15 protein-coding genes and 1 riboswitch are annotated in these 18423 nt (G+C 38.2%); of the genes, 11 read left to right on the top strand and 4 right to left on the bottom strand.

Going from position 1 to position 18423, the window contains the following annotated elements; translation table 11 throughout:
• Nucleotides 1–188 precede the first annotated feature (188 nt).
• Both RGU12_RS21510 and RGU12_RS21505 read left to right on the top strand, forming a co-directional pair.
• Nucleotides 189–3317 carry a S8 family serine peptidase gene (locus RGU12_RS21510; RefSeq protein WP_309537887.1) on the top strand — a complete coding sequence of 1043 codons (3129 nt, stop codon included), beginning with the start codon at nucleotides 189–191 and terminating at the stop codon, nucleotides 3315–3317.
• Nucleotides 3318–3654: 337 nt separating this feature from the next.
• Nucleotides 3655–3740, top strand: a riboswitch (cyclic di-GMP riboswitch).
• Nucleotides 3741–3788: 48 nt separating this feature from the next.
• Nucleotides 3789–3953 carry a hypothetical protein gene (locus RGU12_RS21505; protein WP_309537886.1) on the top strand — a complete coding sequence of 55 codons (165 nt, stop codon included), beginning with the start codon at nucleotides 3789–3791 and terminating at the stop codon, nucleotides 3951–3953.
• Between the two features lie 373 nt (nucleotides 3954–4326).
• On the opposite strand, the gene RGU12_RS21500 is transcribed toward RGU12_RS21505, so the two are convergent.
• The 4 genes from RGU12_RS21500 to RGU12_RS21485 form a co-directional block, all read right to left on the bottom strand.
• A complete protein-coding gene (locus RGU12_RS21500) occupies nucleotides 4327–4749 on the bottom strand; it encodes a hypothetical protein (protein ID WP_309537885.1) in 423 nt (140 codons plus the stop codon).
• Between the two features lie 859 nt (nucleotides 4750–5608).
• Entirely contained in the window at nucleotides 5609–6676 is a 1068-nt protein-coding gene (locus tag RGU12_RS21495; RefSeq protein WP_309537884.1) for a DnaD domain-containing protein, read from the bottom strand.
• Between the two features lie 85 nt (nucleotides 6677–6761).
• Nucleotides 6762–7241 (bottom strand): competence protein ComK, encoded by a 480-nt coding sequence (locus RGU12_RS21490; protein ID WP_309537883.1) that lies wholly within the window; start codon nucleotides 7239–7241, stop codon nucleotides 6762–6764.
• Between the two features lie 135 nt (nucleotides 7242–7376).
• Entirely contained in the window at nucleotides 7377–7730 is a 354-nt protein-coding gene (locus RGU12_RS21485; protein ID WP_309537882.1) for a helix-turn-helix domain-containing protein, read from the bottom strand.
• Nucleotides 7731–8062: 332 nt separating this feature from the next.
• Between RGU12_RS21485 and RGU12_RS21480 the strand changes: the two genes are divergently transcribed.
• From RGU12_RS21480 to RGU12_RS21440, 9 genes are all read left to right on the top strand, one after another.
• Nucleotides 8063–9064: a substrate-binding domain-containing protein gene (locus RGU12_RS21480; protein WP_309537881.1), complete on the top strand. Its 1002-nt coding sequence runs from the start codon at nucleotides 8063–8065 to the stop codon at nucleotides 9062–9064.
• 15 nt (nucleotides 9065–9079) lie between these two features.
• Entirely contained in the window at nucleotides 9080–10879 is a 1800-nt protein-coding gene (locus RGU12_RS21475; RefSeq protein ID WP_309537880.1) for a cache domain-containing sensor histidine kinase, read from the top strand.
• Nucleotides 10880–10899: 20 nt separating this feature from the next.
• Nucleotides 10900–12105 carry a response regulator transcription factor gene (locus RGU12_RS21470; protein WP_309537879.1) on the top strand — a complete coding sequence of 402 codons (1206 nt, stop codon included), beginning with the start codon at nucleotides 10900–10902 and terminating at the stop codon, nucleotides 12103–12105.
• A 208-nt stretch (nucleotides 12106–12313) separates the two neighbouring features.
• Nucleotides 12314–13270: a sugar ABC transporter substrate-binding protein gene (locus RGU12_RS21465; RefSeq protein ID WP_309537878.1), complete on the top strand. Its 957-nt coding sequence runs from the start codon at nucleotides 12314–12316 to the stop codon at nucleotides 13268–13270.
• 113 nt (nucleotides 13271–13383) lie between these two features.
• A complete protein-coding gene (locus RGU12_RS21460) occupies nucleotides 13384–14874 on the top strand; it encodes a sugar ABC transporter ATP-binding protein (protein ID WP_309537877.1) in 1491 nt (496 codons plus the stop codon).
• A 2-nt stretch (nucleotides 14875–14876) separates the two neighbouring features.
• Entirely contained in the window at nucleotides 14877–15875 is a 999-nt protein-coding gene (locus tag RGU12_RS21455; RefSeq protein WP_309537876.1) for an ABC transporter permease, read from the top strand.
• Between the two features lie 27 nt (nucleotides 15876–15902).
• On the top strand, nucleotides 15903–16919 hold the full coding sequence (locus tag RGU12_RS21450; protein ID WP_309537875.1) for a carbohydrate kinase family protein: 1017 nt from the start codon (nucleotides 15903–15905) through the stop codon (nucleotides 16917–16919).
• A 14-nt stretch (nucleotides 16920–16933) separates the two neighbouring features.
• Nucleotides 16934–17818: a class II fructose-bisphosphate aldolase gene (locus RGU12_RS21445; RefSeq protein ID WP_309537874.1), complete on the top strand. Its 885-nt coding sequence runs from the start codon at nucleotides 16934–16936 to the stop codon at nucleotides 17816–17818.
• 33 nt (nucleotides 17819–17851) lie between these two features.
• Nucleotides 17852–18391 (top strand): D-lyxose/D-mannose family sugar isomerase, encoded by a 540-nt coding sequence (locus RGU12_RS21440; protein WP_309537873.1) that lies wholly within the window; start codon nucleotides 17852–17854, stop codon nucleotides 18389–18391.
• Nucleotides 18392–18423: the final 32 nt, after the last annotated feature.

Below are 18423 nucleotides of genomic sequence, written 5' to 3'. Positions count from 1 at the left end.
GTAATTTAGTATAGTGTGAATACCCAGAAAATTTTGTAACGTTTTGGTGTCGAAATTTTCGTGAAGGGTAAATTTTTTTCGGTTTTTGTAGATAAATAGATTTTTGGACACGGGGACAGGTCCCTCGTCCCACAGACCTGGGACAGTGAACCTGTCCCTCTGTCCCAATGTAAAAAGGGAGGATGAAAATGGCTAAGAGAATTACGGCATTATTACTAGTTTTACTACTTGCATTTAGTGGTAGCGCTTTTGCGTTTACTGGATTTACACCAAACCAACTAGATGCACAGAAACCAACGAACGACATCGTAAACAGAGAGGCAACAGATGTACCGAATATTGATCCAGACCAAGAGGTGCGTGTTGTTGTCGAAATGGATGGAGATGCTCCGGTCGAAGTAGCAACGAAAAAAGGGAAAAAGTACGATCAGCTTTCAAAAGGGGAAAGAAAGCAATTAGAAAAGGCTGCGAAGGACAAGCAAAAGGCAGCGAAAGATAAAATTAAAGGCAAAAAAGTAAACATCAAGTATGAGCAAGAATTCGATGCAATCGTAAATGGCTTCAGTGGAAAAGTGAAATACGAGGATATCGCAAAACTTAAAGAAGTTCCTGAAGTTAAAAATGTATACATCGCAACTGAGTATGAGCTTCCAGAAGAAGAAGCAGACATGAAGTATAGTAAAGAGTTAGTTGAAGCACAGCAAGTTTGGCGTGACTTCGGTTACAAAGGGGAAGGCATGATTGTCGGGATTATCGACTCTGGTATCGACCCGTCTCACAAAGACCTTGTCTTAAACGATAGTTCCTCAGCTGATTTATCAGAAGCTGACGTCAACAGTGCAATTTCTGAGTTTACCCTTCCAGGAAAGTTCTGGACTGAAAAAGTTCCTTATGGTTGGAACTACATGGATAACAATGACCACATTGTGGATGTCAATGCCGATACAAATATGCACGGTATGCACGTAGCAGGAACAGTTGCGGCAAACGGTGACGAAGAAAATGGCGGCATCCAAGGTGTTGCTCCAGAAGCACAATTACTTGCATTACGTGTATTTGGTGAAAATGTAGCAACTACTTACGGTGATATTTACATTAAAGCAATTGACGATGCAATTAAGCTAGGTGCAGACGTTCTTAACATGAGTCTTGGGTCAGCAGCGGGATTCGTAGATGCTGAATCTCCAGAGCAACAAGCGGTTAAGCGTGCGGTTGATAATGGAGTTGTCATGTCCATTTCTGCTGGAAACTCTACGTATTTTGGAAATGGTTATTTCTATCCGTATGCTTCAAACCCTGATTATGGTTTAGTTGGATCACCTGGAGTATCCTATGATTCTCTTCAGGTCGCATCATTTGAAAACACGAACATGATTGTTGATGCAGTCAGCGTACAAGTGGGCGAGGGTGAACCATCACATGTCATGTATTTATCTGCAGGTCAAGCGGACCCTGTGGGCGGGACAAGCTATGAATTAGTGGAAGCTGGCCTTGGAACTCCTGAAGATTTTGCAGGTAAAAATCTAGAGGGCAAATACGCCTTAGTTCAACGTGGTGTAATTGGCTTTGTCGATAAAGCGTTAAATGCACAGAAAGCGGGTGCTGCTGGTGTATTCATCTATAACAACACAGATGGAACAGTGAGCATGGCGTCTGATGCAGCCATTACAATTCCACAATTATTCATGCTAAAAGCAGATGGCGATCGCTTTGCTACGGCACTTAAAGATGGACAAACGGTTACCGTTTCATTTGATGGAAATCAAATGTCCATTCCAAACACAAATGCTGGAAAAATGAGTGATTTCTCATCTTGGGGAATTACACCAAACCTTGATTTCAAGCCAGAAATCACAGCTCCAGGAGGGCAAATTTACTCAACAATCAATGACAACAAATATGCCATTAAGAGTGGTACATCAATGGCAGCTCCACATGTATCAGGTGGTTCAGCATTGGTATTAGAACGTGTAGATTCTGAATTCGCTCTTGAAGGTGCAGCAAGATCTGAGCTTGCGAAAAAATTCTTAATGAACACAGCTAGTCCGGTAGACTTTGGTGGAGCACCTGTTTCGCCGCGTCGTCAAGGTGCAGGGTTAATGCAGCTTCATGCAGCACTAACAACACCTGTTACAGTAACGGACTCAAACACAGGCGAAGCAAAGGTAGCGCTTAAAGAAGTAAAAGAAAATGTTGTCACATTCTCATTAACGGCTGAAAACTTGTCTAATGAAGCCGCTACGTATGAAGTAAGTGCAAGTGCTCAAACGGATGCCCCTGTTAATGGTGGAGGAGTATTTGTTTCAGCACCGAACATGTTTGGAGCAATCGATTTAGGCGGAGTTGCAACAGTTAATGGTCAAGCAACAAGCACAATCGAAGTACCTGCAAATGGTACAAAGACATTTGAAGTATCTGTAGATGTTAGTGAGTGGGATAAGGATTTAAAATCATACTTCACAAACGGCTATTGGTTAGAAGGTTTTGTAAAACTAACTGACCCAACCGATACAAATCCAGACTTAGTAGTACCTTATGTAGGTTTTAAAGGTGACTGGAATGCAGCACCAATTTTTGATGCACCAATCTGGGATGAAGCTACTTTCTATGGCACAACAGGAGTATTGTCACATGTTGGCGGAACAAGCTACGAATACTTAGGTGTCAACCAAGTAACAGGAGACATTGACACAGATCTAATCGCGATCTCACCAAACGGGGATGGAAAGAACGACAGCGCAACCTATCTGTTATCGTTCCTCCGAAATGCAAAAGAATTAACCCTATCTGTAATAAATGAAGATGGCAAGGTTGTAAAAGAAATTACGTCAGAAGAATTTGTCCGCAAGAACTACTATGACGGTGGACAAGGCCAAATGTATTACCTAATCTCTAATTGGACGTGGGACGGAAAAGCTCAAAATGGAAAGGTTGCACCAGACGGTCAATATTACTTACAAGCAAAAGCAACTCTTGACTATGATGGTGCAGAAGCACAAACTCTAACAATCCCAGTAAAACTGGACGTAACAACACCTAAACTCAAAACAAAACTAGGTGCAGATCGTAAAACTGTATCAGTTGATGCTACAGACAAAACAAGTGGCGTAGCATACTGGGATGTATACGTCGATGGTAAGCCAGTTACAGAGGCACCATATGTAAACGGTGAAACACAGCACGTTCTCGCTGAATCAGTTACAAAAGGTCAAACTGTAACAGTAGTAGCAGTTGACTACGCTGGTAACGTAACAACGAACGACGTAAAAATCGGCAACAACGGCAATAACGGAAACACAGGAAATAAGAAAAACTAATCTATTAGGCTAGCAATCAAATATTTGGTTGCTAGTTTTTTTACACTTACCGTATTTTAGATGCCTGCAAGTCTGTAAATGGGATAAAAATCAATTATCCTCTTAAGCGCAATTCCGTCCTGTTAAAGCGCAAATATCATCACTTACACGCAATTCCCAATATCATCTTTTTAAACTATATGACTTAGGGACCTGTAGAACTGTCCTTCTGGCTCCTGTTTCGACAAAAACCAATAAAATTCTATTCCAAAAGTCCTATTCGTTATCAAAATAGGACTAAAGACCCTTTTAATAGTTTCGTGCATTATTCTATAGTAAATAGGAATCATACATAAATCGTACGAAATGGCAAAATCATTGAAAGATGATGACGCAAAACTAGAGGGGCTACGGTCTTTTGGACTATGCCAGCCAGTTCCCGAACACGAGGCTCCGTCGGTTTATGTTTACAAGATCGAAAGGGGAATATGCGTGAAGAAAGCTATTTACAAAGTAAAATACTATTGGCACAGCATGCAATTTAATAAAAATCGAACCCTATTAGAGGATTGTCTCTCCCAAAAGCTAAAATCTGATATTGAATCTAAAATGAAATACCACGAGCGTGAAGCAATCAATTACATTACAAAACTATAACTCGGGTCCCTCCGACCCACCAAAAAAAGGAATGACCCCAACGTACAGGTCATTCCTTTTGCTTATATTTTATCTTGATCAGCAAATAATATCCACTAGAAGCGAGTATTAGAAGCAATAATCCCAATAGACTTATACTGATGACAAAAGTCATATCAGTGCTGTTATCAGACTCTATCTTCGTAGTTTTTAATCATAGTATTCGTTTCGACCGCTTCTTCCTCAGATTCTTCAACTTCGGGTTCTTCTTCAGTCTCTTCCTCTACACCATTAATGGATTCAATTTCCCCGCCAAGAAAAAACCTATCCCAAATTACTTTTGTTTAAGTGTCTTTGCGGCTCTATTACAACAATTGAAGGTACCACTTGTAAACTATTGATTATATAATTCTTTATAAGCAATCACTTTTAATGCTAATATTTCTTCTTCCGTTAATTTTCCTTGTACATCTTCAAGTACTTCTTCTTTGGAAATTGTACCCTCTTGTACTTGTTTTCTAATATCATTAAATTCAGTAATTCCTACTTTTTTTATTAGAACCTTTGTAGCTTCCTCTTTTGTTCGAAATGGAAGTTTACTCTCATCAACAGATTTTGCATCTTCTATAAAAGATAGTAACTCTGGATCGTTCTCAATAGATTGTTTTATTTTTTCCATTTCTCCACTACTATCTAATTCTGTAGATATAGTATCCATTAACTTATCAGAAGCTACTTTTGTTCCAAAATGGTATACCCCATATCCAAGAATCACCAAAACAGTTATAGTTAAAAATACAAATTTTAAAAACTTCATTTATCCATCCTCCCAATATTAATATACTATAAATTCATGTAGGACTGAGGAGTATTAATATTTTTGGTTATCTATTTGGATATTAAGTTACTGACAGTTTTGTAAAGACATCCGTTAAAATGACACGGTTTCGTTCGTATGTTCATCTTACTTATTTGTTAAACTCATTGCTGTGGTATTCCTGAGCTGTGGATCTCTGGCATCTTTGGTTAACCGCGAGTAATATTTCATTTTTAGGAAATGCCAATATTTAAAAATCATTTTCTTACCACCTTGCAGCATAATTATAAACTTATTATCGACAAATATCGACATTTTTTAGGTGGTATTAATTATAATTATTGTCCTCCGTTAGATAAGTCACTCTGTATGCCTTAAATAATAATAAATTTATCTTCTTTTACTGTAATTCCGTTTTATCCACTCTTTTCTAGCATTCATAAAAAGGAATAATTGAAGCACTACAATTTGACTGAAACGGTTTCAAGTATATTCACAACTAGGAATAAGTCTCTTTTTAAGTTGTATAGGTCTTGCAGGATGGCAGATTATTGAGTTAGACAATGGTAATCAAAAACTTTTAGACATCAAGCCACATATGAAAGGCGTCTTAAAAAAGCTCAAAGAACCAGGAGTATTTTGAACATGTGTATGTAAATCTTGAACTACAAACTATCTCATGGCCAGGAGATCTGGAATTAGATTCAGACATTCTTGTACACCGCAGGAATCAGTATAAAAGTAGCTCATAACCTTGCAAAAGTCATTAAAACAAAAGCAAAATTCGCAGAATTCATAGACTAACAGTAAGGAACAGAGGGAAAGGTCCATTGTCCCGCATTATTTTTATCACAATCTACTAAGACATCTTTAATCGCTCTTCAAACAGTCTTTTTTTCTCTTCGAAGTTAGGATTGTGAACAAATTCTTGTGGGCCAAAAGTTTCTTGTTCTCTAGGCTTTTTCAAATGTTCCTCAACCATCCTTTCATCATCTTCAGAGATAGTCTCATGCTGAGTTTCATATTCCTGATCACGCTTATGAAACCATTCTGGAATGTATTCCTGTCTGACTGGCATTTTTAGAGATTGGGGGTTCGTTTGATTTTTATAGGCTAGACGTGCTGCATGTACATCCTCAATTGTTTGATAGCCTTTTTCCACCCAGTCCCGTAATATCGCTTCGACATAGCTCCAGCGCTTTGATGAATTTTCTACAGCTAGTTTCATAGCCTCAATCACAAGTTCGTCTGATAAATCGATACACCAGGCATTGATTTTGTCAGCAATAAAGCTTCCGATTGTTCCGAATCCATTTTGCCCAAAGAATCGGAATGGGTCTTCTTTTACTTCGTCCTGTTGTAAATCTTTTGAAGAAGAAGAAGTCTCTGAAGTATTCTTTGTAGTACTCTCTGAAGTACTCTCTAGTAATGGTGTGTTCAAGTTGAGCACATCCTCCATCCAAATTGAACAGCTCATCTGCTCATTTTGAACACATGGGCTGTCCAGATTGAGCAGATCGTCTGTCTGATTTGAACACATCGTATGTTCATTTAGGACAGGTGGTAGAATTTTTCCGTCTGCTTGAGTAGGGTCAATTGTTTTCAAGTTTTCGAGATTTTCGTAATTGATGGTGTACCATTTTGTCCGATCAATTTTTAACCTGTTGAAATGATTAGAAGAGAGAAGTCCTTTGTTTTCTAAACTTGAAATCAGTCTTCGAATCGTGCTTTTTGAGAAGAAGGGGAACTGCTCGGTAAAGTCATCATAGGTAAAATACACCCATTTCCGGTCCAATTGAATATGATGTGTACGCTTTAACCAATAATGAATTTGCTGTAAAATAATGCTCTCATGTAAACCGACCAGTTTAGCTAGTGAGGGGATAATAAGTAGAGGTCTTTCCTCAATTAATAAATTTCCATTCATGTCTATTCATCCTTTTTGAGTTATTTGGGGTTGAAGGGACAGGTCATTTGCCCCCCGGTTATTACAAACTTAGCGGTGAATGCGATTACAAATATTCGGGTGTTGAGTATTGTAGAATACACATCCCTGTACGCGTTAATTGTTTTTGCAAGATATAGTGAGATTCATTCATGGGTAGTTCTTGATTATTTTTAAATAGGATAATTGATTGGGTTGTTGGATTGTTTTTTTCGGAAGGTCTGATTGTTTTTACGTGATGGTGGAAAATCCAGTTGCACTCAAACGCGGTAGGTGAGTGAGTGGGAAATGCGAAGATCTTTCTTCGAGGGTTAATCGGAATGGGGACCTTTTGCACTGCTCCAGTTAAGTGGGTGACGGCTTTGCGTCTGCCCTCGTAGGTTGCTCCGCCTTCAAGGCAGGCTGCTTGAATAATTTGCAATGGTGTTTGCAGGACGTAGAAGATTTTGTACACTTCGATGACGATCGCAAAGTACTCGATTTCTCTCGCTGGAAGGATGGCCATTGTGTGGGGATTCACTTCATAAAATTGTTGAATTGTTTTCATGTGTTCGCTCCTTTTTGTGTGGGTGTGTTGCGGGGGATTTTCATTCATAGATATAATAATTGGTCGGTAACAGGTCAAATTGGAGAGGGATGTTGTGGAACCATTTTCTTGATGTATGATACGTATTATCCTTTATCACTTTGTTTCGGATTCTTTTATGCTAATAATGTTTGCTAGACTCATGTTAAACTTAATAATTTCTTCGTGGTATTTTTCAGGAATGCCCTCATAAATTTCAGCTAGAGTCAGCTTTAACTCTACATTTTTATCACTTTTGATGATATCACCATTTATCATAAGCTCATTACTTGATACATCAAGTTCTGTAGAAATCCTTTCAATCAAAGGAATTGAAGGTGTTGCCTTGCCATTTTCAATTCTATTTAAGTAGGTAGGAGATATCCCTATATCTAGTGCTAAGTCTTCCTGAAATACTTTTTTCTTTGTTCGAATCCGCTTGACATTATGACCAATTACTTTTTCTAGCACAAAATCACCTCTACCCTTAGTAAAGCCCAGATCAAAGGAAACGTGAAGAAACAGACAGTTTAAGTTTCGTTATGTTTGTACTGTTAGTTCAATTTAAATAAAAATTTTTGTTCAGAAGAATAGGGGAAATACTAGTAGCTGAGTAAGTTCCTGGACGTTGGGGACTGGCACCAGATACCAAATTATGTTATAAATATACAAAAATCATATGTGAACGATTCAATTTTTAAATCAAATTACTAGTCATTTAAATAGATTAATAGTAATAGGGAAGCATTTATACCTGATAAGGTGGCTAGCCTTGGCTAAAAATATTATGGAAGGGGTTACAAATGAAGAAGCTATTAGTTGTATATGCTCTATTAATTATTGCTTTTCTACTATATCTAAAAGATTTTCAATCACATGAAGCAACAACAAATTTGAATGAAACAAAAGGACTGCAGGGACAAGTAGACGAGAAATATGTCATGGTCACCTTCCAAGCAGGTACCGATTATTGGAAAAAGATTTTAAAAGGATTTGAGGATGCGGGTCAGGCACTTAATGTTTCTGTGGAATACCATGGGGCATCGCAATATGATGTAAAGGAACAGATCACCGTCCTTGAACAGGTAATTGCGAGAAAGCCGTCGGGGATCGCGCTGTCTGCTATCCACCCGGATGCACTTGATGTAACCATATTTAAAGCAATAGATGCAGGGATCCCTATTGTTCTATTTGATTCGGACGCTCCGAAAAGCAATGCCTATACATTTATTGGCACAAATAATGTAAATGCAGGTGGTACAGCAGCTCATGAACTGGCGCATTTCATCAATCGAAATGGAAAAGTAGCGGTAGTCACCATACCGAATCAGCAAAACCAAATTAGTCGTCTTAAGGGGTTTCAAGAGACAATCGAAAACCAATATCCGGATATAGAGATTGTGGGTGTGAAAGATGGAAAAGGGGATCAATTAGTCTCTGAACAAGTCGTCATAGACCTATTAACTGAACACCCTGATTTGAAAGGGATTTTTCTAACGGAAGCTAATGGTGGAGTAGGTGCTGGAAGGGCTGTTATAAAGTTGAAAAAGGATAAAGATGTTAAAATCGTCAGTTTCGATACAGATAAACAGACACTTGATATGGTGAAGGCAGGAACGATAGAGGCTACCCTTGCGCAGGGCACTTGGAGCATGGGGTATTGGTCATTAAACTATTTGTTTTATCTAAACCATGGACTTATTAAATTGCCAAGTGATCCTTACGCACAAAATAAACTTCCAAAAATGGATACAGGGATAACAGTTGTGACTAAAAAAAATGTAGATAGTTATTATGCGGAATAGGAATGAAGGAATAGAGTGATAGAATTGAAAAAAGTCATTTCATTAGGAATAAATGATATCCCGATTCGTTATAAAATCGTAGCGCTACTACTAATTATAAGTATCCTTCCCTCCATCGGTCTGGGTTCGTTGATTAGTCTTACCGTTGATAAGATTATCGATAAACAAGTGACAGATCATACTCTTCAATTATTAGGTCAAGCAAATAAATCATTAGAATCGTACGTGGAAAATATGCAAGATATCTCGTATTTTATCTCAATGAATCCACAGGTTATTGATTTTCTTCAACAAGATGAAATCAAAGAATCAGATCATGAGTACGAGATTGAGCAATTCTTGCAAGCTTTAACCACCGTCAATCCTGAAATTGCGGGAATTCTTATTATGGACCATAAGGGTAACTATATCAGTAACGAGTTGTATCCTCGAAACATCCATTCTTTAATTGAAGAGGAATGGTATCGAGAGGCTATTGAGAATAATGGTATTTTTAAAATTATCGGTCACCCTGCGGGGAGAAGTATAAAATCACATGCCAATTATTTGAATAGTGAGATTGTCTCAGGTGTACGTGCGATTATGGAGCCTGAGAGGCAAACAGTCACAGGTGTCATCTTAATCGATTTAAAGATACGGGCCATTTCAGAAGTCATTAAGGATGTCAGATTAGGGAAGTCGGGTTATTTAATGGTAATCGACGATAAGGGGGAAGTGATTTATTCTCCACAAGTTTCCTTAGTGGAAAAAGTCAAGTCAGGATGGTTTGACAATGATTCCTCCGGTTCATTTACTAAAATGATCGATGGGGAAAATATGCAGTTTATTTATAGGAAGCTACCATTTTCGAATTGGACGACAATTGGTGTATTTCCAACGAATGAATCCGTTATGGAGGTTCAACAGATTAATTTTTATGTAATTAGCTTTTTATTTATCGTTTGTGCGTTTGGCATTGGTGCGTCTTATTATTTGTCCCATTCAATGACAAGACCAATCAATCAATTAAATGCGTTTATGAACCAGGTCGAGTCTGGGGATTTATCGATTCGATATAAGGGAAATCGGGTAGACGAGATTGGGAGGCTAGGTAGGAGTTTTAATACCATGCTAAACAAGATTAACAATCTGATTTCTCTAATCGAAATTCAAGGGAGGCAAAAGCGGGATGCTGAATTACAAACGCTACAGTCTCAAATTAAACCACACTTTTTATACAATACATTGGATACGATCAACTGGATGGCTCGAAAAAAAGGTGCAACGGATGTATCTGAGGTTGTTGAATCCTTATCACAGCTTTTCCGGATTGGTCTAAGTAAAGGGAAAGACATCATCCCTTTGGAAAAGGAAATCGAGCATATTGAAAGTTATTTAAAAATCCAAAAGGCTAGATATAAAGATAAACTGAATTATCGTATTTCAATCGACCCCAAGCTAAACCATATACCAGTTATTAAACTGGTGTTGCAACCAATTGTAGAAAATGCAATTTACCACGGAATCAAGGAACGGCGGGGACCAGGTAATATTTCAATCGATGCTAAAGAACAAGCAGGTAAACTAGTGCTTTCCGTTGAGGATGACGGGGTGGGCATTTCAGAAGAAAGATTAACCAAACTTCGTGAAAATTTAGCGATTAACTTTAATAGTTTGGAAGAGACAAAGGATAAGACGACGATTGGGTACGGAATCATGAATGTACAGGCTAGAATCAAGTTAACGAATGGAAATCCTTTTGGCTTATCCATCGAAAGTGTTCAAGGAAAGGGTACGTCAGTACAGGTTTTGCTTCCTCTGAATCTAGATTTTTAATGACAATGGGGGTGTGATAAGTGGAGCAACTTTTAAAGGTATTAATCGCAGACGATGAACCAAATATTCGAGAAGGGATCCGTTATTCGATTGACTGGCTAGAAAATGGAATGGAAGTAGCAGCAGAGGCCGAAGATGGTGAAGAAGCACTGGAACTTGCGCTGAAACATGAAGTGGATATTCTTCTAGTAGACTTGAATATGCCCATTATGAATGGTCTTGCCCTAATAAAAAATATCAAGGAAAGGCTTCCCAAATGTAGAGTAGTCATCATTTCAGGGTATGATGAATTTAGTTATGCCCAAGAGGCACTACGCTTACAGGTGGAGGACTATATTTTAAAACCGATAAAACCTAATAGCTTAACAGAGGTTCTTAAGAAAGTTCGAAATACAATCCAATGCGAGATAGCTCAAACTAAATATTTGGAAATCGCCTCAAACCATATATCACAAAATACGTTGATCCTACAAGAGCAGTTTTGCCTTGAATGGGTTGATAAGAAACTTTCGAATGAGGAAATTATTGAGCAGTTACACTTTTGGGAGCTCCCAAAGGAAGTGCCTCAAGTGATGGTAGTCATCCGTTGTCGGGATTTAGAAATAAGTCAGTCTTTGAGTCAAGGAACAAATAAGGACTTGCTCCATTGGGAAATGAAGAAGATTATATTAGCTGCTTTAGGAGACCGAGACACACTTGTATTTTATGATTCAACAGGCCTTTTATTTATGTTGCTGTGGGGGCAAGTTGATGAGGAATTGTTTTCAAAAATAGACATGGATATCCAATCTGAATTAAAAGTATCCCTAACTCTCTATTCAGAAACGATTTCAGAAGGTTTTGATTCGATTCCTGCTGTTTATCAGAGTTGTATAAAACAGATTTCAGAAGAGTCTCTCATATCTCCGATTGTAAGGCGTGCAAAAAGTATCATCCGCCAGCAATATACGGCCCCTGACTTTACACTAGAATCGGTCGCGCAACAATTACAAGTGTCAACTGTATATCTAAGCAGGATCATCAAACAGGAATTAGGGACCTCTTTTACCGGTTTAGTTACTGAATTGAGGATAAGGAGGGCAATACACCTTCTGAATTCTACCAACTTACAAGTGTATGAAATTGCAGAGCAAGCAGGCTATGAGTCTCAGCACTATTTCAGCACTGCCTTTAAAAAAGCTGTAGGGGTTTCCCCCAACCAGTATCGTAAAGGTGCACTACAATAGTGAAAGTATAACAAAAGGGTAGGACGCTTGGTTTACAGGTGTCCTACCCTTTTAAAATTGTAAGCGTTTTTATAAAAGTTAAAAATTCGCAAAAATTGTTAAATTTTCGAAAAGACTAAAATTTGCGCGATTGATACGATAGTACCAGAGAAAGGGCTTACATCCTTACTCGCAAAAATTTCACATATTTAACAAAGGGGGAAATCTCATGAAAAAATTAGTATCTGTTTTCTTAGTTGCATTGCTTTTGGTGGTATTAGCTGCTTGTAACAACAGCGAAGGATCAGGTGGAGATGGTAAGGAATCAAAAGACAAATATGTGTTTGGCTACACATCAATGACACAGAATAATCCTTTCTTCCAGGTGCTGGAACAAGCCATCCGCGAAAAGGTTGAAGCAAATGGTGATGAGCTTATTACAACAAATCCAGCGATGAATGTAGAACTTCAAATTAACCAAATTGAAGACATGATCTCACAGGGAATCGACGCTATTTTCCTAAACCCAGTTGACTGGGAAGGAATTAGACCTGCATTAGTCATGCTGGAGGAAGCAGGAATACCAATCATAAACTATGACACAGAGGTAAAAGATTTCAAATATGTGACCGCATATGTTGGTTCTGATAACAAAAATGCAGGCCGTGTGGCAGGAGAAGATTTGGTGAAAAACTTCCCTGATGGCGGAAAAATTGCGATTCTTGATAGCCCAACCATGAACTCTATCAATGATCGAATTGAAGGTTTCATGGAAGCGATAGAGGGTAAAGGCTTCGAAGTCGTAGCGCAGCAGGATGGTAAAGGGGACTTAGAAACATCTCTTGATATTACAGAAGATATCCTTCAAGCTCACCCAGATATTATTGCCATTATGGGTGGAAATGACCCAAGTGCGTTAGGAGCATTAGCAGCTGTTAAAGCGGCTAATAAGACCGACATTGCTATTTATGGAGTCGATGGTTCTCCAAGTGCTAAAGCTGAAATTGCTGAAGGAGGTCCGTTTGCAGGATCAGGTGCTCAATCACCGATTTCCATTGGACAAATCTCAGTTGATGTAGCCTATAAAGTACTAAAAGGTGAAAAATTTGAACAGAGAACGCCAGTAGAAACATTCATCATCAATAAAGACAATGTGGATAAATACGGCACTGATGGTTGGCAGTAAAATACGATAAATAATGCTTTTGACTGATGGGTGACTCTTAAAGAGGAACAGAGCCTATTTAGCTTGGCATCATTTTAAGAGTCACTCCTTTCAAATGAAATGAGGTGGTAAATATGAGCGGTAAACTGTTAGAAATGAAAGGTGTAACGAAACAGTTTCCTGGAGTTTATGCCTTAAAAGGTGTTGATTTTGAACTAGAAAGTGGAGAGGTCCATGCACTACTTGGAGAAAATGGCGCTGGAAAATCAACATTAATGAAGATATTGAATGGCATTTATGACATTAACGAAGGGAAAATTTTTATAAATGGGAATGAAGTCCAGATAAATGGTGTCAAAGATGCACAGAAATTTGGGATTAGTATAATTCATCAAGAAATCAGTTTAGTCCCTTATTTATCGATAGCGGAAAATATTTATTTGGGTCGTGAGCCGTTAACGAAGGCAAGATTCGTAGATATAAAATTGATGTATGAAAATGCGCAAAAATTTTTAGATGATTTTGATTTAGGATTATCAGCTAAAACAGTAGTCAATCAATTAACTGTTGCACAGCAGCAAATGATTGAAATCATAAAAGCAGTTTCTTTTCATTCGAAAATTATTGTAATGGACGAACCAACCTCGTCATTAACGGATAAAGAAGTAGAGTTCTTATTTAAGACAATTCGAAATTTAAAAGAACAAGGCGTAGGAATTGTTTATATCTCTCATCGTATGAATGAGTTATTTGAAATTACCGACAGAATTACAGTTATGCGGGACGGTACTTATGTAGGTACAGTGGTAACGAAAGAAACAACAAATGATAAATTAATCGCTATGATGGTTGGCCGCGAATTAACAAATTACTATGTCAGGGATTTTTCTGCGACTGGTGAAACGATCTTGAAAGTTAGCAATCTAACAAGAAAAGGTGTTATTGAAAATGCCAGCTTTGAGCTGAGGAAAGGTGAGATTCTTGGTTTTTCTGGGCTAGTGGGAGCTGGAAGATCAGAGTTGATGAAGTGTATCTTTGGCCTAGACCTATTTGAGCAGGGCGAAATTATGGTCAATGGCACAAAGGTGAATATCAAAAATCCTAACGATGCCATTAAAAATAGAATTGCTTATGTTACGGAAAATCGTAAAGAAGAAGGATTATTCTTAACACAATCGGTTAAATACAATTTAACGATTAAAATTTTACAAGACTTTATAAAATTTTTAAGGGTTAATTTTAAATATGAAAACAATGAAACCAATCATTATATAAACGAATTATCAATTAAGACGCCAAGCCCGGAGCAGGAAGTAGGAAATTTAAGTGGTGGAAATCAGCAAAAGGTATTGATTTCTAGATGGTTAGCAACAAAGCCACAGGTTTTGATTCTTGATGAACCGACTAGAGGTGTTGATGTTGGAGCAAAGGCAGAAATCTATGCAATCATGAACAGATTGGCAAAAGAGGGTGTTTCGATTATCATGATTTCTTCTGAACTTCCTGAAGTTATCAACATGAGTGATCGAGTTGCCGTTATGTACAAGGGTAAAATTCAAAAGATATTAAATAAGGAAGACTCTGATCAAGAGACAATCATGCATTACGCGACTGGGGGGAATTAAAAATGTCTCAAGTATCTTACAATTTAAACAAAAAGGATAATATTGTCATGAACCTGGGGGTCAGTATTAAAAACTTCTTAAGGGAAAACTTGGGGATTATTATCGGACTAATCGTTTTATGTATCGTGATATCTCTCGTTAATCCCAACTTCCTTTCATCCAATAACTTATTAAATGTATTAAGACAAACATCTACCAATTTATATTTGGCCTTAGCCATGACGATGATCATTATTATCGGCGGTATTGACCTTTCAGTTGGATCAATTATGGCGGTAGTAGGCGTTGTCACGACATCGCTCATTGCATTATTTAGTTTTCCAGTTGCTGCAGCAGTGGCTGTAGGGGTTTTAGTTGGGATGTTAATTGGTGCACTAAATGGGTATATTGCTGCAACTACTATCATCCCACCATTCATTATAACTCTTGCGACGATGAATATCGCAAGAGGCGCGGCTTACGTAATCTCTGACGGGAAACCAATTCGAGTCATGTCAGATTCTTTTAATTCAATTGGTTCCGGTTATATTGGTGGGATACTACCAATGCCGGTATTTTATTTAATTATTCTTTTAATCATATGTTATTTCATCATGAACAAAACGAAGTTAGGCCGTTATATGTATGCGGTAGGCGGAAACGCGGAGGCAGCTAAATTTTCCGGAATTAATATCAAAAAAGTAAAGTTCTTTGCTTATACATTTGGTGGGTTCATGTCTGCAGTAGCGGGAATCGTTCTTGCCTCACGTATGTTTTCTGGACAGCCTACATCAGGAACTGGAGCAGAACTTGATGCAATCGCAGCAGTAGTCCTTGGTGGAACAAGTATGACAGGTGGCTACGGACGGATTGGCGGTACAGTAATTGGTGCCCTGATTATCGGCGTACTTAGCAATGGATTAAACCTGATGGGTGTCAGTTCTTTTTGGCAATATATCGTAAAAGGGATTGTAATTTTAGTAGCCGTGTATGCAGACGTCATTAAGAAAAGAAAGTCCTAAAACCTACGTGATAAAGAAGGTGATGATTTGAGAGAGGGAATATTGTTTGCAGGCACGATTGCCGTAGATGAAATAAAGAAAGTAGAAAAGTATCCGAATCGATCTGAATTGACCACAATCCGTAGTATTTCAAGGTCAAATGGAGGAGCAGTTTCGAACTGTGCAATTACAATGGCTAAAATCGATTCAGATCTACCGATTGAAATTGTAGCCTTGATTGGTGACGATGAAAAGGGTCACTTTCTTAAAGAGAGATTAGGAAACTATCAAAATATTGATCTCGGCCATGTGAAGGTAATAGGAGATACTCCCTTTACAGATGTGATTCAAGATGAAACCGATCATACCAGAACCTTTTTTACCTACAGAGGCAATTCATCCTTGTTTGATGAAGATACGATTAAATTTGAAAAATTAAATGCGAAGCTTCTACATATTGGCTACATACTTCTATTAGACTCTTTAGATCAAGAAGACAGTGAATTTGGAACAAAGATGGCTAAGGTACTTAAACAGGCACAGGACAACGGTTTGAAAACGTCCATAGATATTGTCAGTGAAAATAGTAACAGATATGAAAAACTTGTCCCACCCAGTTTAAAGTATACAGATTATTGTATTATCAATGAAATTGAAGCGGGAAAAAGTGTTGGTATTCCATTAAGAGAGTCTTCTGGGGATTTAATCACTTCTAATATTCAAAAAGTTCTTTTTAGGTTGATGGAATTAGGAGTCAAGGAATGGGTTGTCATCCATACTCCTGAAGGAAGCTTTGGGTACGATGGGACATCATTCTATAGCATTCCTTCTTTATTGATAGACCGAGAATCAATTAAAGGAACAGTAGGTGCGGGCGATGCTTATGTAGCCGGAGTGTTGTATGGCGCTATAAAAAATGTAAGCCTTCCCGAGGCAATGGAATTAGGAACAGCGTCTGCAGCATCCTCTTTATTTGCGGAGGACAGCACGTCTGGAGTTAAAAGCTATGGAGAGCTAGTTGCCATGTATCAGGAGTTTCCGAAAAGAGAACGTATTGAATTTTAAAGGAGGTTGTTTTTATGTTAGTCACATTAAAAGAAATTTTGGCAAAAGCAGAAGAAGAAAATTTTGCAGTAGGGGCTTTTAACTCCCCAACATTGGAATCAGCAAGAGCAGCGGTTGAAGCGGCCGAAGAACTACAGGTTCCAATTATTTTGTCTCATGCCGAAGTACACTTTGAAGTTACGCCGCTTGAAGTCATGGGACCCATTCTCGTTGAACTTGCAAAAAATGCTAGTGTTCCAGTAGTCGTACACCTTGACCACGGTTCAAGTCTTGAAACAGTCAAAAAGGCAATCGACACCGGGTTTAGCTCCGTTATGATTGACGCCTCACATATGAGTTATGAAGATAATGTGAAAACAGTTACCGAAGTAGTGGATTATGCTCATTCCCATAATGTATCAGTTGAAGCAGAACTTGGTATGATCACATCATCTGGAATTGGTGGCGAAGAAACGGCAGGCGGAGAGGAACTTTTAAAAGGAGATGCAGAAGATTATTACACAGACCCAGAGGTAGCTAAAGATTTTGTTCAGAGAACAGGAATTGATGCATTAGCTGCCTCTTTTGGAACAGTACACGGAATCTATATTAAAGAACCTCAACTAGATATCAAACGATTGAAGTTGATTTCTGAGAATACTAAGATACCCATTGTCATGCATGGTGGTTCTGGATTAAACGAGGAAGAGTATTTAGCTGTCATTAATTCAGGGGTAAGAAAAATCAACTATTACAGCTATGCTGCTAAAGCAGGTGCGAATGCCATAAAGGAATATATCGAGCAAAACAAAGATCTTTTCTATCATGACTTTGCGGTAATTGCAAAGGATGCGATTAAAAAAGATGTAAAGAGAGCGATGGAAATCTTTTCGAATAAAGAGCAATATGTGAAAAAATAGACAAGACTGACTGCCTACAAGGAGGTTTGAAAAATGAAAAAACATGAGTATGAAAAAATAAAAGCACAGGCTTTAGAGCTATTTGAGAAAGCTCATATTATTTTGACGGATAAAGAGAAAAGTAGTTTAGAAGTGGCTGAATTTGGACTTAATAATGTTGAAGATACAGGGCTGCAATTGATTACCTATGTGAATACAGAACTGGTTTGCGCGAAAGAGTTGGCATTACTTCCATACCAAACCTGTCCTGAACATAAGCATCCAAAAAGAGATTTTGATGAAGGCAAGGAAGAGACTTTTCGATGCAGATACGGAACGGTATATCTTTATGTAGAGGGTGAAGAAACAAAGAACCGCGCGATGAATCCACCACAGGGGGATGACGAGTACTATACCGCTTTTCATGAAATTATTTTACAGCCAGGCGAACAATATACCATTTATCCCAATACCCTACATTGGTTTAAAGCAGGAAGTGAAGGCGCGATTGTCTCCGAATTTTCAACAAAAAGTACAGATGAAAGTGATATCTTTACAGATCCAAGAATTCAAAGAGTTCCGGAAAGAGAATAAGAGATATCGCCAGTATGCTTGTGGAAAGCTAT

Origin of the sequence: Ferdinandcohnia sp. QZ13 (assembly GCF_031324165.1) — a bacterium.
Classification (GTDB): Bacteria; Bacillota; Bacilli; order Bacillales; family Bacillaceae_L; genus Ferdinandcohnia.
The sequence above is the reverse complement of the archived record's forward strand: the minus strand, read 5'-3'. Positions and strand labels throughout refer to the sequence as shown.

Excerpts from the sequence above, each read along its gene's own strand:
- RGU12_RS21480 (WP_309537881.1), top strand. The coding sequence starts at position 8,063 with ATGAAGAAGCTATTAGTTGTATATGCTCTATTAATTATTGCTTTTCTA.
- RGU12_RS21495 (WP_309537884.1), bottom strand. The coding sequence starts at position 6,676 with ATGAATGGAAATTTATTAATTGAGGAAAGACCTCTACTTATTATCCCC.
- RGU12_RS21465 (WP_309537878.1), top strand. The coding sequence starts at position 12,314 with ATGAAAAAATTAGTATCTGTTTTCTTAGTTGCATTGCTTTTGGTGGTA.
- RGU12_RS21445 (WP_309537874.1), top strand. The coding sequence starts at position 16,934 with ATGTTAGTCACATTAAAAGAAATTTTGGCAAAAGCAGAAGAAGAAAAT.
- RGU12_RS21455 (WP_309537876.1), top strand. The coding sequence starts at position 14,877 with ATGTCTCAAGTATCTTACAATTTAAACAAAAAGGATAATATTGTCATG.
- RGU12_RS21510 (WP_309537887.1), top strand. The coding sequence starts at position 189 with ATGGCTAAGAGAATTACGGCATTATTACTAGTTTTACTACTTGCATTT.
- RGU12_RS21440 (WP_309537873.1), top strand. The coding sequence starts at position 17,852 with ATGAAAAAACATGAGTATGAAAAAATAAAAGCACAGGCTTTAGAGCTA.
- RGU12_RS21490 (WP_309537883.1), bottom strand. The coding sequence starts at position 7,241 with ATGAAAACAATTCAACAATTTTATGAAGTGAATCCCCACACAATGGCC.
- RGU12_RS21460 (WP_309537877.1), top strand. The coding sequence starts at position 13,384 with ATGAGCGGTAAACTGTTAGAAATGAAAGGTGTAACGAAACAGTTTCCT.
- RGU12_RS21500 (WP_309537885.1), bottom strand. The coding sequence starts at position 4,749 with ATGAAGTTTTTAAAATTTGTATTTTTAACTATAACTGTTTTGGTGATT.